This window comes from Pseudomonas sp. MYb193 (assembly GCF_002966775.1).
Taxonomy (GTDB): Bacteria; Pseudomonadota; Gammaproteobacteria; order Pseudomonadales; family Pseudomonadaceae; genus Aquipseudomonas; species Aquipseudomonas paracarnis.
Genome location: NZ_CP023269.1, coordinates 1,255,393 through 1,269,896, shown reverse-complemented (window position 1 = coordinate 1,269,896; position 14,504 = coordinate 1,255,393). Strand labels below are relative to the sequence as shown.

The 14,504-nt window shown below is 60.8% G+C and carries 13 protein-coding genes; 5 read left to right on the top strand and 8 right to left on the bottom strand.

Translation table 11 applies throughout. From position 1 onward, the window contains the following. Positions 1–154 precede the first annotated feature (154 nt). From lon to cmoB, 5 genes are all read left to right on the top strand, one after another. A complete protein-coding gene (lon, locus tag CLM72_RS05810; protein ID WP_105225874.1) occupies positions 155–2,575 on the top strand; it encodes an endopeptidase La in 2,421 nt (806 codons plus the stop codon). Between the two features lie 725 nt (positions 2,576–3,300). Beyond that, positions 3,301–3,690, top strand: a complete 390-nt coding sequence (locus CLM72_RS05800; protein ID WP_057976107.1) for a protease inhibitor I42 family protein — start codon at positions 3,301–3,303, stop codon at positions 3,688–3,690. Position 3,691: 1 nt separating this feature from the next. Next, complete coding sequence (locus CLM72_RS05795; RefSeq protein WP_105225872.1) at positions 3,692–4,348, top strand: lysoplasmalogenase; 657 nt, start codon at positions 3,692–3,694, stop codon at positions 4,346–4,348. A gap of 36 nt (positions 4,349–4,384) precedes the next feature. Then, the gene (gene cmoA, locus CLM72_RS05790) at positions 4,385–5,128 is read left to right on the top strand and encodes a carboxy-S-adenosyl-L-methionine synthase CmoA (protein ID WP_014717080.1); all 744 of its coding nucleotides are present in this window, start codon (positions 4,385–4,387) and stop codon (positions 5,126–5,128) included. Further along, complete coding sequence (gene cmoB / locus CLM72_RS05785; RefSeq protein WP_060763775.1) at positions 5,125–6,081, top strand: tRNA 5-methoxyuridine(34)/uridine 5-oxyacetic acid(34) synthase CmoB; 957 nt, start codon at positions 5,125–5,127, stop codon at positions 6,079–6,081. Before cmoA ends, cmoB begins: the two co-directional genes overlap by 4 nt. Before the next feature lie 139 nt (positions 6,082–6,220). On the opposite strand, the gene tadA is transcribed toward cmoB, so the two are convergent. From tadA to lepA, 8 genes are all read right to left on the bottom strand, one after another. Further along, positions 6,221–6,718 carry a tRNA adenosine(34) deaminase TadA gene (gene tadA, locus CLM72_RS05780; RefSeq protein WP_069558076.1) on the bottom strand — a complete coding sequence of 166 codons (498 nt, stop codon included), beginning with the start codon at positions 6,716–6,718 and terminating at the stop codon, positions 6,221–6,223. Continuing rightward, on the bottom strand, positions 6,718–8,100 hold the full coding sequence (locus CLM72_RS05775; protein ID WP_105229086.1) for a multicopper oxidase family protein: 1,383 nt from the start codon (positions 8,098–8,100) through the stop codon (positions 6,718–6,720). The genes tadA and CLM72_RS05775 overlap by 1 nt, the downstream gene beginning before the upstream one ends. A gap of 225 nt (positions 8,101–8,325) precedes the next feature. After that, positions 8,326–9,069 (bottom strand): pyridoxine 5'-phosphate synthase, encoded by a 744-nt coding sequence (pdxJ, locus tag CLM72_RS05770; protein WP_054921124.1) that lies wholly within the window; start codon positions 9,067–9,069, stop codon positions 8,326–8,328. A 51-nt stretch (positions 9,070–9,120) separates the two neighbouring features. After that, positions 9,121–9,810, bottom strand: a complete 690-nt coding sequence (gene recO, locus CLM72_RS05765; protein ID WP_034128656.1) for a DNA repair protein RecO — start codon at positions 9,808–9,810, stop codon at positions 9,121–9,123. A 194-nt stretch (positions 9,811–10,004) separates the two neighbouring features. Continuing rightward, the gene (era, locus tag CLM72_RS05760; RefSeq protein ID WP_005785147.1) at positions 10,005–10,907 is read right to left on the bottom strand and encodes a GTPase Era; all 903 of its coding nucleotides are present in this window, start codon (positions 10,905–10,907) and stop codon (positions 10,005–10,007) included. Continuing rightward, positions 10,900–11,589, bottom strand: coding sequence for a ribonuclease III (rnc, locus tag CLM72_RS05755; RefSeq protein WP_003188856.1), 690 nt, complete (start codon positions 11,587–11,589; stop codon positions 10,900–10,902). Before rnc ends, era begins: the two co-directional genes overlap by 8 nt. Positions 11,590–11,733: 144 nt before the next feature. After that, positions 11,734–12,588, bottom strand: a complete 855-nt coding sequence (lepB, locus tag CLM72_RS05750; protein ID WP_003188855.1) for a signal peptidase I — start codon at positions 12,586–12,588, stop codon at positions 11,734–11,736. A gap of 5 nt (positions 12,589–12,593) precedes the next feature. Beyond that, positions 12,594–14,393 (bottom strand): translation elongation factor 4, encoded by a 1,800-nt coding sequence (lepA, locus tag CLM72_RS05745; protein ID WP_032877619.1) that lies wholly within the window; start codon positions 14,391–14,393, stop codon positions 12,594–12,596. Between the last annotated feature and the right edge of the window lie 111 nt (positions 14,394–14,504).

Sequence of the window (14,504 nt, the reverse complement as noted above, 5' to 3'; positions counted from 1 at the left end):
ATTATTGACGATCAGTTCGAAAAGCGCAGGGGTAAAGTACGTTGACCGCAACTCTCCCGTTATTTCATGCAAATTGTTGCTAACGACGCCCCCCCATTGAAACCACCGCAACCCCGCCCCATCTAACCTGCATACTTACTGATGCAGGTGCCCCATGAGCGACCAGCAAGAATTTCCAGATTACGACCTCAACGATTACGCCGACCCCGAAAACGCTGAAGCCCCCTCGTCCAATACTGGCCTGGCCCTGCCTGGGCAAAACCTGCCGGACAAGGTCTACATCATCCCGATCCACAACCGGCCGTTTTTCCCGGCACAAGTGTTGCCGGTGATCGTCAATGAAGAACCCTGGGCCGAAACCCTGGAGCTGGTGAGCAAATCCGACCACCATTCCCTTGCGCTGTTTTTCATGGACACGCCGCCCGAAGACCCACGGCACTTCGACACCTCCGCCCTGCCGCTGTACGGCACCCTGGTGAAGGTGCACCACGCCAGCCGCGAGAACGGCAAGCTGCAGTTCGTCGCCCAGGGCCTGACCCGCGTGCGCATCAAGACCTGGCTCAAGCACCACCGCCCACCTTACCTGGTGGAAGTCGAATACCCGCACCAGCCCAGCGAGCCGACCGATGAGGTCAAGGCCTACGGCATGGCGCTGATCAATGCGATCAAGGAACTGCTGCCCCTCAACCCGCTGTACAGCGAAGAGTTGAAGAACTATCTCAACCGCTTCAGCCCCAACGACCCGTCGCCGCTCACCGACTTTGCCGCCGCCCTCACCTCGGCGACAGGTAATGAGCTGCAGGAAGTGCTGGACTGCGTGCCCATGCTCAAGCGCATGGAAAAAGTGCTGCCGATGCTGCGCAAAGAGGTAGAAGTCGCGCGTCTGCAAAAAGAACTCTCCGCCGAAGTGAACCGCAAGATCGGCGAGCACCAGCGGGAGTTCTTCCTCAAGGAACAACTCAAGGTCATCCAGCAGGAGCTGGGTCTGACCAAAGACGATCGCAGCGCCGACGTCGAACAGTTCGAACAGCGCCTGCAAGGCAAGGTGTTGCCGGCGCAAGCGAAAAAACGCATTGATGAAGAACTGAACAAACTGTCGATCCTGGAAACCGGTTCGCCGGAATACGCCGTCACGCGCAACTACCTGGACTGGGCCACTTCCGTGCCGTGGGGCGTGTACGGGGAAGACAAACTCGACCTCAAGCACGCGCGCAAAGTGCTCGACAAGCACCATGCGGGCCTGGATGACATCAAGAGCCGCATCCTCGAATTCCTCGCCGTGGGCGCCTACAAAGGCGAAGTCGCCGGTTCCATCGTGTTGCTGGTGGGCCCGCCCGGCGTGGGCAAGACGAGTGTGGGCAAGTCCATCGCCGAATCCCTGGGGCGGCCGTTCTATCGCTTCAGTGTTGGCGGCATGCGCGACGAGGCCGAGATCAAGGGCCACCGGCGCACCTACATCGGCGCCCTGCCTGGCAAGCTGGTGCAGGCGTTGAAAGACGTGGAAGTGATGAACCCGGTGATCATGCTCGACGAGATCGACAAGATGGGCCAGAGCTTCCAGGGCGACCCGGCGTCGGCGCTGCTCGAAACCCTGGACCCGGAGCAGAACGTCGAATTCCTCGACCATTACCTGGACCTGCGCCTGGACCTGTCCAAAGTGCTGTTCGTGTGCACCGCCAACACCCTGGACTCAATCCCCGGTCCGTTGCTGGACCGCATGGAAGTGATTCGCCTGTCGGGCTATATCACCGAAGAAAAAGTCGCCATCGCCAAGCGCCACTTGTGGCCCAAGCAGTTGGAAAAAGCCGGCGTGGCCAAAAACAGCCTGACCATCACCGACGGTGCCTTGCGCGCCTTGATCGACGGTTATGCGCGAGAGGCCGGCGTGCGTCAGTTGGAGAAACAGCTGGGCAAGCTGGTGCGCAAGGCGGTGGTAAAACTGCTGGATGAGCCGGACTCGGTGATCAAGATCGGCAACAAGGACCTGGAAAGCTCCCTGGGCATGCCGGTATTCCGTAATGAGCAAGTGCTGTCCGGCACCGGCGTGATTACCGGCCTGGCGTGGACCAGCATGGGCGGCGCCACCTTGCCGATCGAAGCAACGCGCATCCACACGCTCAACCGCGGCTTCAAGCTCACCGGGCAGTTGGGTGAAGTGATGAAAGAGTCCGCCGAAATCGCCTACAGCTACATCAGTTCCAACCTGAAGTCGTTTGGCGGCGATGCGAAGTTCTTCGACGAAGCCTTCGTGCACTTGCACGTTCCAGAAGGCGCCACCCCCAAAGACGGCCCGAGTGCCGGCGTGACCATGGCCAGTGCGTTGCTGTCCCTGGCCCGCAACCAACCGCCGAAAAAAGGCGTGGCGATGACCGGCGAACTGACCTTGACCGGGCATGTACTGCCGATTGGCGGGGTGCGCGAGAAGGTGATTGCGGCGCGGCGCCAGAAGATTCACGAGTTGATTTTGCCGGAGCCCAACCGTGGCAGCTTTGAAGAGTTGCCGGACTATTTGAAGGAAGGGATGACGGTGCACTTTGCCAAGCGGTTTGCGGATGTGGCGAAGGTGCTCTTCTGATAGATCTCCAGCGCCTGGACTGGCCCTATCGCGGCATAGGTATCTACATAACTCTGTTAGCTCAACGGTAACCACGATGCGACGCGAGCCGCTCTTGTTCTTGATCTGCTTTTGATCTTGATCTCAGGCGCCCCGTTAAACCACGCTGGCCGGAATTCGACAGGGATTTGGGGGGTAAACCGGCAGGGATGCCGGTTTAGCCGCCCCGCGCCATGGATGGCGCGGGGCGGCGGCCCCCAAAATCACTGGCGGATTACGGGCACACCGAGCCTAAGCGAGGTGCCGAGTGGTGGGGCAAGAGCGCTTTGCTTACTTTCGCGCTTTTCGAAAGTGAGCCGCCGTCAGGGCGGAACCCTAAGTGGCCGTTACCGCAGGAATGGATATGTACACGGTCCAACTGTGTTGACTGTCAGGCCGTCTTCGCAGGCAAGCCAGCTCCCACATTGGATCGCAGGGCATCAGTTATATCTGTGTCGGCTGCCAGGCCGTCACGGGAGCAAGCTCCCTCGCCACAGATTTAGCGTCGTGCCGAAGTTGTGTAGATACCTATGCCTATCGCGGGCAAGCCCGGCTCCCACAGGGATCAGTGTTGTTAATGACAACGCGGTCAAGTGTGGGAGCGGGCTTGCCCGCGATGGCGCCAGCCGCCATACCGCCCGCCTCTTGTCACACCTTGTCTCATCTTCGGTTATGCTCCCCCTTCGTCGTGTATTAACGGAGCCTTCATGACCGCTGCCCGCCTGCTTCTTCCCTTGAGCCTTGTCTTGCTGGCCGCATGCGCCAGTGCCCCCAAGCAAAACGTCAGCGTGGACAACCAGAGCGCCTGCCCGCTCCAGCTTAAAAACGGGCAAAACCTGATCCTCACCCTGCCCAGCAACCCCACCACCGGTTACCGCTGGGCCATCCAGGACTCCGCGGGCGGCGTGTTGCGCGCCTTGAGCCCCGAGGTCTACAGCAGCACCGAGTCCGGCGTGATCGGCGGTGGCGGCCAGTCCACCTGGCGCTTCCAGGCGTTTGCCGCAGGGCAAGGGCGTTTGCGCCTGACATCCCAGCAACCTTGGGAGCCGGAGGCCGAACCTGCCGAAACCTTTGACTGCGCCATTACGGTGAACTGATATGCCATGGCTGATCCTTGCCTTGATGGGCGCCGGCACCTTTGTCTATGGCCTGGCGACCCATGCGACGCTGCTGTGCCTGCTGGTCAAGCCACTGCCGGTGCTGGCACTGCTGGGTTGGCTGCATGACGCGCCGCCCACCGAGTATCGACGCTGGATCAGCCTGGGGTTGATTTTTTCCTTGGTGGGCGACGTGTTGCTCGCCTGGCCAGGCGACTTGTTTATCTTTGGCCTGGGCGCGTTTCTGTTCGCGCACCTGGCCTATCTCAAAGCTTATTTCAGTGACTGTCGGCGCTTGGCGCTGCTGCCGCTGGTGCTGGCCCTCGGCGTAGGCGCAATCTTGCTGAGCATCCTGATCTCCCACGGCCTCGGTGAATTGCTGATACCGGTGGTGGTTTACGCACTGGTGATCAGTGCCATGCTCTGGCGCGCGCTGGCGCGACTGGGCAGCGAGGGGCCCAAGCGTTCAGCGTGGCTGGCGGCGGCGGGTGCGGTGTCGTTTGTGGTTTCCGACGCACTGATCGGCATCAACCGGTTTGTGCTGGCGTTCGAGGCAGCGCCGTATTTGCTGATCGCCACCTACTGGCTCGGGCAGTGGGGCATCACCGCCTCGGCTTTCCATCAGACAACCCGCGCATCCGAGGGCCAACTTGGCTAAAATGCCGGCCTTTCCCCCACCGTCGCCGGAACAGCCGTGAGCAAAGAACCCGATCGCCTATTCGCCCAGCCCCTGCCCCAGGTGCCGGACTTCGCCTTTAACGAGGATGTGGTGCGGGTGTTCCCGGACATGATCAAGCGCTCGGTGCCGGGTTACCCCACCATCGTCGAGAACCTCGGCGTGCTGGCCGCGCAATTTGCCCAACCGGGTAGCGTGCTGTATGACCTGGGCTCTTCCCTGGGTGCCGTGACCCAAGCCCTGCGCCGCCATGTACGCACCGAGGGTTGCCGGGTGATCGCCGTGGATAACTCCGCCGCGATGGTCGAGCGCTGTCGCGAATACCTCAATGGCCAGGACTCGATGTTCCAGGAGTTGCTGCCCGTGGAGGTGATCGAGGGCGATATTCTCGCCCTGCAATTCAAACCCGCCTCGGTGGTGGCCCTGAACTTCACCCTGCAATTTATCGCCCCCCAGGAGCGCCTGGCGTTGCTTGGCCGCATTCGCCAGGCGCTGCTGCCGGGCGGGGCATTGATCCTCTCGGAAAAGCTGCGCTTCAACGATGTTGAAGAACACGCGCTGCTGACCGACCTGCATATCGCCTTCAAGCGCGCCAACGGCTACAGCGAGCTGGAAATCGCCCAGAAGCGCAGCGCCATCGAAAACGTCATGAAGCCCGACAGCCTCGAAGAACACCGCGAACGCCTGCTGGCGGCCGGGTTCTCGAAAGTCGTGCCGTGGTTCCAGTGTCTTAACTTTGCCTCGTTGATTGCCTTGCCATGATAGATTTGTCCCCCCTCGCCCGCCACCTGGTCGGCACTCCTTTGGCCGTGTGGGCCCAGGGCCTGCAAGCGCAACTCGATAGCAAGATGGAAAAAGGCCATGGCGACCTGGAGCGCTGGCAGAGCGCCTTGGATGCACTGCCGAAGATCCAGCCCAACAGCGTAGATTTGCTCAACGGCCTGGCGCTGGACACCGATTGCGACGACGCCACACGCGCACAGATGCACACGGCGCTGATGGGGCTAAGCCCCTGGCGCAAAGGCCCGTTCCACCTGTTCGGTGTGCATGTGGACACCGAGTGGCGTTCGGACTGGAAGTGGTCGCGGGTCGCGCCGCACCTGGACCTCAAAGGCAAGCGCATCCTCGATGTGGGCTGCGGCAACGGCTACTACATGTGGCGCATGCTCGGCGCCGGGGCCGACAGCGTGATTGGCGTGGACCCCAACTGGCTGTTCTTCTGCCAGTTCCAGGCGGTGCAGCGCTACTTGTCCGAGCCCAAGGCCTGGCACCTGCCGTTCCCGTTCGAAGACTTGCCGGCGAACCTGGAAGGCTTTGACACGGTATTTTCCATGGGCGTGTTCTACCACCGCCGCTCGCCCATCGAGCATTTGCTGGCGTTGAAGGACACCCTGGTCAAGGGCGGCGAGTTGGTGTTGGAAACATTGGTGGTGGAAGGCGACCAACAACAAGTGCTGGTGCCAGAAGACCGTTACGCCCAGATGCGCAACGTGTGGTTCCTGCCTTCGGTACCGGCGTTGATGCTGTGGCTGCGCCGGGCCGGGTTCAGTGATGTGCGGTGCGTGGATGTGAGCGTGACCACGGTTGAAGAGCAGCGTGGGACGCAGTGGATGAAGTATCAGTCGCTGAGTGATTTCCTGGACCCTGAGGATCACAGCAAGACCATTGAAGGGCTGCCGGCGCCGATGCGGGCGGTGATCATCGCTCGTAAATGACACCACGCTCGTCCTGAAAAATGGAGATCAAAGGTGGGAGCTGGCTTGCCTGCGATAGCGGTGGGTCAGTCAATATTGGGCTGACTGACAGATTGCTATCGCAGGCAAGCCAGCTCCCACATTGATATTTCAGTGTTCTTTAGAGTGGTGGCTTGGCTCGTCGGGCTTTGAAGAACTCGCTCAGGACAGCCCCACACTCCTCGGCCAATACCCCGCCTTCAAACAACACCCGATGGTTAAGAAAACCCTGGGTAAAAAACTGCCCCTGGCTTTGCACGATGCCCGCCTTCGGCTCCAACGCGCCATACACCACCCGCGCAACCCGCGAATGCACGATCAAACCCGCGCACATGCTGCAGGGTTCCAGCGTCACATACAGCGTGCTGCCCACCAGCCGATAGTTGCTGATCGCTTGTGCAGCGGCGCGGATCGCGACCATTTCGGCATGGGCGCTGGGGTCGTTGCCACTGATGGGGCAGTTGAAGCCGCGGCCGATGATTTCACCGTCCTGCACCAGCACCGCACCCACCGGCACTTCGCCCAATGCAGCGCCTTGGGCGGCGAGCGCCAGGGCTTCGCGCATAAAGTCCTGGTCGCGGCTGCGGTCGATAATCGCGGCGGGGCGAATCTGGCGCATCACGCCACCTCGATGGCGGCCATCAGGCCGGTTTCCATGTGGTCGATCACATGGCAATGGAACATCCACACCCCTGGGTTATCCGCCACCAAGGCCACGCGGGCGCGTTCGTTCTTGCCCAGCAGGTAGGTGTCGGTGAAATACGGGATCACCTTGTGGCGGTTGGACGCAAGCACCTTGAAGCTCATGCCGTGCAGATGGATCGGGTGCTGGTACTGGGTCATGTTCTTCAATTCGAAAATGTAGCTCTTGCCCTTCTCCAGCTTGGCAATCGGGCGGTCGGCGCAGGTCTTGTCGGTGATATCCCAGGCCTGGCCGTTGATCTGCCACAGGCTGGGCGGCTTGCCGTTTTCGACATTGACCGACACCGAGCCGACCCATTCGAAATTGAAGTTGAGTTTCTCGGCATTGGCCAGGTCTGGCTCGGCAACCGGGTTGGCCGGCAGTGCCGGTGGCCATGCGGTAGGCGCGTCAGTATTGGCGACAGAGCGGAAGGTGCCAAGGCGCACCGGGCCGTTGCGCAGCGACAGTTCTTCGCCCGCCGGTGGCGCCTTGATCGCCAGGCAAATGCGCATGCCCGGGCCCAGCCAATATTCCTTGCCCAACGGGCGCGGCTCGATGGGGTTACCGTCCAGGGCATAGATCTGCGCTTCGACGCCAGGAATATTGAGGCGATAAGTCAGGGTGTTGTCGAGGTTGAGCAGGCGCACGCGAGTGATTTGCCCGGCAGGTAGCTCGATGACTGGCTGGGGCACGCCATTGATAGTCGAGAGCCGCCCGGCCGTGCCGCCACGCGCCGCTTCACGGGGGATACTGAACTCGACAAATGCGCCCTCTTCGTCGATGTGCCAGTTCTTCAGGCTCAAGGTGCGTTCGTACTGGAAACCGGTGGGTTCGCGCTCTTCCACGATCAACGGGCCGACGAGGCCACGGCCGAGTTCTTCGCTGCTGCTCACGTGAGGGTGATACCAGTAGCTGCCAGCATCGGGCACGCGGAATTTGTAGTCGAAGTATTCGCCAGGCAGCACCGGCAATTGCGAGACGTAGGGCACGCCGTCCATCTCCAGCGGCAGGCGGATGCCGTGCCAGTGGATGGTAGTGGCGACTGGCAGATGGTTGATAAAGCGCACCCTCAGCCATTCGCCTTGGCGCACCCGCAACTCGGTGCCCGGCGCCGATGGGCCGAACGCCCAGGCCTGGGTCTTGTGCCCTGGCACCAACTCTACGTCCAGGGGCGCGGCGATCAGCTCGTAATCGTGCCCCGCCTCGGACTCAGCGACTTTCCCCAGCCAGTAGCGGTAGCCACCGCCGGCACCGACGCCTACTACGGCCAGGCCAGCAAGACCACCCAGGATTTGTCGACGGGAAAAGGATCGGGACACAACAACCTCGCGTATCTGCCGCAGGCCAAGGGCCCGCAAAGGGCTGATACGATACACCTGCGTCGGCTAAACAGTAAGGCTTCGCATTGCCGCACATTGAAAACACCGAAGACTCATCGTGTGGGAGCTGGCTTGCCTGCGATTGCAGTGGGCCAGCTACGAATACGTAAACTGACGCTCCGCTATCGCAGGCAAGCCAGCTCCCACATTGATCTTCATTGTTTATCAGTGCTTGGCAGCGGCCAGAATCAGGGCTTTCATCTCGGCCACTGCGCCTTTGAAACCGACGAACAACGCGTGCGCCACCAGGGCGTGGCCGATATTCAGTTCGTTGATGCCCTTGATCGCAGCCACGGCTTCGACGTTGTGGTAATGCAAGCCATGGCCGGCATTGACGATCAAGCCTTCGTTGAGCCCGCAGTTCACGCCGTCGATGATGCGTTGCAGCTCGTCGGCCACTTCGGTCGGCGTGGTGGCATCGGCATAACGACCAGTGTGCAACTCGATCGCCGGGGCGCCGACACGGCGTGAGGCTTCGATCTGGCGTTCGTCGGCATCGATAAACAGCGAGACTTCGCTGCCGATCCGCGACAGGCGCTCCACCGCGGCCTTGATCCGCGCTTCCTGGCCGGCGACGTCGAGACCGCCTTCGGTGGTCAACTCCTGGCGGGTTTCCGGTACCAGGCAGATATGCGCCGGGCGGATGCGCTCGGCGAACGTCATCATTTCTTCGGTCACGCCCATTTCGAAGTTCATGCGGGTTTGCAGCACGTCCTTGAGCAGCAGTACATCGCGCTCCTGGATGTGGCGGCGGTCTTCGCGCAGGTGCACGGTGATGCCGTCGGCGCCCGCTTCTTCGGCGTCCAGCGCGGCCTTGACCGGGTCAGGGTAACGGGTGCCCCGGGCCTGGCGCAGGGTGGCGACGTGGTCGATGTTGACGCCAAGAAGAATGCGATTGCTGGTGGTCACGGAAGCGCTCCTGAAAAGGGAAAGAATCGGTGCACAGCATACACGGGGATGTCAGGGCTTTCGAAACAACTCGCGACTGACCAGCGGCCGCCCGCCCAGGTGCACGGCCAGGGCCTGGCGCATCAGGCGCTTGGCGGCGGACAGCGCACCGGGAGCGTGCCAGTCGGCTTCGCTCATGGCCAGCAGTTCGGTGCCCTGAAACAGGCCGGGCTGCAGCAGGTACACGCGCTCAAGCCCCGCGTCGACTTGCAGGCGATACATGCCATCGGCGGCGATGGGCTCGCCGTGCAAGTCGTTGGCCAGTTCGAAGCCGTAGCCAAGGTCGTCGAGCAAACGCCATTCGAAAGCGCGCAGCAGCGGTTCCAGCGGACGGCCTTCAGCGAGGGCCAGCAAGGTGGCAGCGTAGTGATCGAAGACCGCCGGGTGCGGGTCTTCGGCGGGCAACAGGCGAATCAGCAGTTCGTTGAGGTAAAGGCCGCTGAACAGCGCATCGCCATTCAGCCAGGCCGAGGTGCCAACGCTTTCCAGGCGGCCGACGTTTTTCAGCTCGCCCTTGCCGCGAAACTCCACGTCCAGCGCCACGAACGGCCGCGCCAAGGTGCCCGCCTTGCCCCGTGCGCTGCGCAAGACTGCACGCAGTCGGCCTTGGGGCGTGAGGAAGTCCACCAACGCACTGGTTTCGCGGTAGGCGCGGCTGTGCAGGACGTAGGCGGGTTGGCTGGGGGGTGGGGATTGCGACATGAGACGGGGAATCTCTAAAGAAGGAGAGCGCTTGTGTGGCGAGGGAGCTTGCTCCCGCTGGGCTGCGAAGCAGCCCCTCTAGCAGCCACCGAGTTATACCTGAAAAACCTCGTCGACCTTGTTGGGGCCGCTCCGCGGCCCAGCGGGAGCAAGCTCCCTCGCCACAGCAAGCCCGCCAGTCACTGTGCAACCCGTTACAGGTCGCCATAGCCCAGAGAGCGCAACGCACGCTCATCATCGGACCAGCCACCCTTAACCTTCACCCACAGGTTGAGCATGATCTTGGAGTCGAACAGCAGCTCCATGTCCTTGCGCGCTTCGGTGCCGATGCGCTTGATACGCTCGCCCTTGTCGCCAATGATGATTTTCTTCTGGCCGTCGCGTTCGACGAGGATCAGCGCATGAATGTGCAAGGTCTTGCCCTGCTGCTTGAACTCTTCGATTTCGACGGTGATCTGGTACGGCAGCTCGGCGCCCATCTGGCGCATGATTTTCTCGCGGACCAGTTCGGCGGCAAGGAAGCGGCTGCTGCGGTCGGTGATCTGGTCTTCCGGGAAGAAGTGCTCGTTTTCCGGCAGATAACCGGCGATCACGCGCTCCAGGGCTTCGAGGTTGTGGCCGTGCTGGGCCGAGATCGGCATGATCTGGGCGTTCGGCAGTTGTTCCTGCAACCAGGTCAGGTGCGGCATCAGCTCGGCTTTGTCTTCGATACGGTCGGTCTTGTTCAGCGCGACGATCAACGGGCCGGTCACGTATTGCACACGCTCTAGCACCATCTGGTCTTCGTCGGTCCACTTGGTGCGGTCGACCACGAAGATCACCACGTCGACGTCTTTCAACGCGGCCGAGGCGGTCTTGTTCATGTAGCGGTTCAGGGCTTTCTCGCCACCTTTGTGCATGCCAGGGGTATCGACATACACCGCTTGCACGTTGCCTTCGGTCTTGATGCCCAGCATGTTGTGGCGGGTGGTCTGGGGCTTGCGCGAGGTGATCGCGAGCTTCTGGCCGAGGATGTGGTTGAGCAACGTGGACTTGCCCACGTTCGGGCGGCCGACGATGGCAACATAGCCACAGCGTGTTGCGGTTGAATCAGTCATGGCCATTCTCCACGCCCAGGGCAATCAGTGCTGCAGCGGCCGCTACCTGTTCGGCAATACGACGGCTCACACCCTGACCTCGGCTTTTTTCGTTCAATAAGGTGATTTCACATTCCACGAAGAACACCCGGCAATGGGGTTCGCCCTGGATATCCACCACTTCGTAGCGTGGCAGTTCGCAACCGCGGGACTGCAGGTACTCTTGCAGGCGAGTCTTGGGATCCTTGTTGGTATCTACCAGCGTCAGGCTTTCGATTTCCGAGGCCAGCCAGGCGACAACGCGCTCCTTGGCCGTCTCCATGCCTGCATCGAGGTAGATCGCACCGATCAAGGCTTCCAGCGCATCAGCCAGGATTGACTCGCGACGGAAACCGCCGCTTTTCAACTCACCGGAACCCAGCCGCAGGTACTCGCCCAGGCCAAAGCCTCGGGCCAGCACGGCCAGGGTCTCGCCTTTCACAAGGCGTGCGCGCAGGCGCGACAGCTGGCCTTCTCGCGCTTGGGGGAAGCGCTCGAACAGCGCCTCGCCGGCGGCGAAATTGAGGATAGCGTCACCGAGGAATTCCAGGCGCTCGTTATTGCGCCCTGCAAAGCTGCGGTGTGTGAGGGCAAGGACCATCAATTCCTGGTCCTTGAAGGTGTAGCCGAGCTGACGCTCGAGACGACTTAGAGAAACGGTCACGGTTTATCCATATCTAGTTGATGGCACCGGCGGCCATCGACGATTGACGCAGTGTTCAAATTCAAATCCTGATGGGTACCGGGCATCGGAAAATGTCCAAGCCCCAGAAAAGCATTCGGCGCTGTGTTCACAGCGCCGCTTGTATTACTTGATCAGCCCGACCCGCGAGAAGTTCGGCAGGTGGCTGAGCTTGGGTTCCGGCCAACTCATCCAGACCGCGAAGGCTTTGCCGACAATGTTCTCGTCGGGCACCATGCCCAGCAGGTCCTTGGGAATGTTGGGGTCATCCCAGTAGCGGCTGTCGTTGGAGTTGTCCCGGTTGTCGCCCATCATGAAGTAGTGCCCGGCAGGCACTTTCCACTGGCCATCCGGCATCGCACGGTAGCGGCTCATTTCCTTGCGGATTTGGTGCTCCACCGCACCGAGTTTTTCCTGGTACAGCTCGGCGCTGCCCAAGGTATTCGGCTCGGCGCCCAACAGCTTCTCGGCCACCGACTCACCATTGATGAACAGGCGCTTGTCGCTGGTGTAGCGCACCACGTCGCCCGGCAGGCCGACGACTCGCTTGATGTAGTTGACGTTCGGGTCGCTTGGGTAGCGGAACACCATCACATCGCCGCGCTGCGGGTCACCCACCGGGATGACTTTCTTGTCGATCACCGGCAGGCGAATGCCGTAGGAAAACTTGTTCACCAGGATGAAGTCGCCCACGTCCAGGGTGGGTTTCATCGACCCCGAAGGGATCTGGAACGGCTCTACCAAAAACGAGCGCAACACCAGCACGATGAACAACACCGGGAAGAACGACTTGCCGTACTCAACCAGCAAGGGCTCTTTGTTCAGCTTCTCGACCACCACCGCATCGGGCTGGCTGACGCTGCCCTGATAGGAAGCGATGGCCGCCCGACGACGCGGGGCGAAGAACACCAGATCGAGCAACGCCAGGAGACCACAGACGGCAACGGCAATGACCAGCAACAGCGGGAAATTTAGTGACATAGGACCTAACTATCCAACCTGAGCACCGCAAGGAAGGCTTCTTGTGGAACTTCCACGTTGCCTACTTGCTTCATGCGTTTTTTACCAGCCTTTTGCTTCTCAAGCAGCTTGCGCTTACGGCTTACGTCACCGCCGTAGCATTTGGCCAGTACGTTCTTTCTGAGAGCCTTGACGGAAGTCCGTGCAATGATCTGCCCGCCGATGGCGGCCTGGATCGCGACGTCGAACATCTGGCGCGGAATCAGTTCTTTCATCTTCTCGGTCAGTTGGCGACCTTTGTAGTGCGCGTTGTCCTTGTGCACGATCAGTGCCAAGGCATCTACCTTGTCGCCGTTGATCAGCACATCCAGTTTCACCAGATTAGCCGATTGGTAACGATCGAAATGGTAGTCCAGCGAAGCATAGCCGCGACTGGTGGACTTGAGACGGTCGAAGAAGTCCAGGACCACTTCGTTCATCGGCATATCGTAGGTCACTTGTACCTGGGTACCGAGGAACAGCATGTCGCGCTGCACGCCACGTTTTTCGATGCACAGGGTAATGACGTTGCCCAAGTGTTCCTGCGGTACCAGGATATTGGCCCGCACGATCGGCTCGCGCATGTCTTCGATGGCCGACAGGTCCGGAAGCTTGGAGGGGTTGTCGACGTAAATCGTTTCACCAGTTTTGAGCAGCAACTCGAAAATAACGGTTGGCGCGGTGGTGATCAGGTCCAGGTCGTATTCGCGCTCGAGGCGCTCCTGGATGATCTCCATGTGCAGCATGCCCAGGAACCCGCAACGGAAGCCGAAGCCCAGGGCGTCGGAGCTTTCCGGGGTGTACTGCAACGACGAGTCGTTGAGGGTCAGTTTTTGCAGGGCTTCGCGGAAATCTTCGAAGTCATCGGAGCTGACCGGGAACAGGCCGGCGTAGACCTGTGGCTGGATGCGCTTGAAGCCGGGCAGCACGTCGACGTCTGGCGTGGAGCTCAGGGTCAGGGTGTCACCCACTGGTGCACCGTGAATATCCTTGATGCCAGCGATGATGAAGCCTACTTCACCGGCTTTCAGATCAGTGGTCGCGGTGTGTTTCGGGTTGAATACACCGACGCTGTCCACCAGGTGGATCTTGCCGGTGGACTTGACCAGGATCTTGTCGCCCTTCTTCACACGGCCATGGCGCACGCGTACCAGGGAAACAACGCCCAGGTAGTTGTCGAACCAGGAGTCGATGATCAACGCTTGCAGCGGATCTTCGTAGTTGCCGGTCGGCGCGGGAATGGTGTGCACCAGGCGTTCGAGCACTTCGTCGACACCCAGGCCGGTCTTGGCGCTGCAGGTGACGGCGTCGGTGGCGTCGATGCCGATGATCTTCTCGATCTCTTCCTTGACGCGCTCAGGCTCGGCCTGGGGCAGGTCGATCTTGTTGAGCACGGGCATGACTTCCAGGCCCTGCTCGATCGCGGTGTAGCAGTTGGCAACCGACTGCGCCTCGACGCCCTGGCCGGCATCGACCACCAGCAACGCACCTTCACAGGCCGCCAGCGAACGGCTGACTTCGTAGGTGAAGTCAACGTGGCCTGGGGTGTCAATGAAGTTCAGTTGGTAAGTAATGCCGTCTTTGGCCTTGTAGTACAGCGTGACGCTGTGGGCCTTGATGGTGATCCCGCGCTCGCGTTCGAGGTCCATGGAATCCAGTACCTGGGCTTCCATTTCACGCTCGGCAAGGCCGCCGCACATCTGGATAAATCGATCGGCCAGCGTCGACTTGCCATGGTCAATGTGGGCGATGATGGAGAAATTGCGGATATGACTCAAATCACTCACGGATCAACACTCAAAAAGGCTGCAGGCAGATTGCCCGCTGAAAAATAGCCGGGAATTGTACCTGATGCTCAGGCCAGACGTCATCTTTGCTGACCAGAACAAAAATGCCCC

What these genes read in the sequence shown, in the direction of transcription:
- lepB (WP_003188855.1), bottom strand. Translation starts at nt 12,588, where the DNA reads ATGTCACTAAATTTCCCGCTGTTGCTGGTCATTGCCGTTGCCGTCTGT.
- tadA (WP_069558076.1), bottom strand. Translation starts at nt 6,718, where the DNA reads ATGCGCCAGATTCGCCCCGCCGCGATTATCGACCGCAGCCGCGACCAG.
- era (WP_005785147.1), bottom strand. Translation starts at nt 10,907, where the DNA reads ATGACTGATTCAACCGCAACACGCTGTGGCTATGTTGCCATCGTCGGC.
- CLM72_RS05800 (WP_057976107.1), top strand. Translation starts at nt 3,301, where the DNA reads ATGACCGCTGCCCGCCTGCTTCTTCCCTTGAGCCTTGTCTTGCTGGCC.
- lon (WP_105225874.1), top strand. Translation starts at nt 155, where the DNA reads ATGAGCGACCAGCAAGAATTTCCAGATTACGACCTCAACGATTACGCC.
- recO (WP_034128656.1), bottom strand. Translation starts at nt 9,810, where the DNA reads ATGTCGCAATCCCCACCCCCCAGCCAACCCGCCTACGTCCTGCACAGC.
- cmoB (WP_060763775.1), top strand. Translation starts at nt 5,125, where the DNA reads ATGATAGATTTGTCCCCCCTCGCCCGCCACCTGGTCGGCACTCCTTTG.
- CLM72_RS05795 (WP_105225872.1), top strand. Translation starts at nt 3,692, where the DNA reads ATGCCATGGCTGATCCTTGCCTTGATGGGCGCCGGCACCTTTGTCTAT.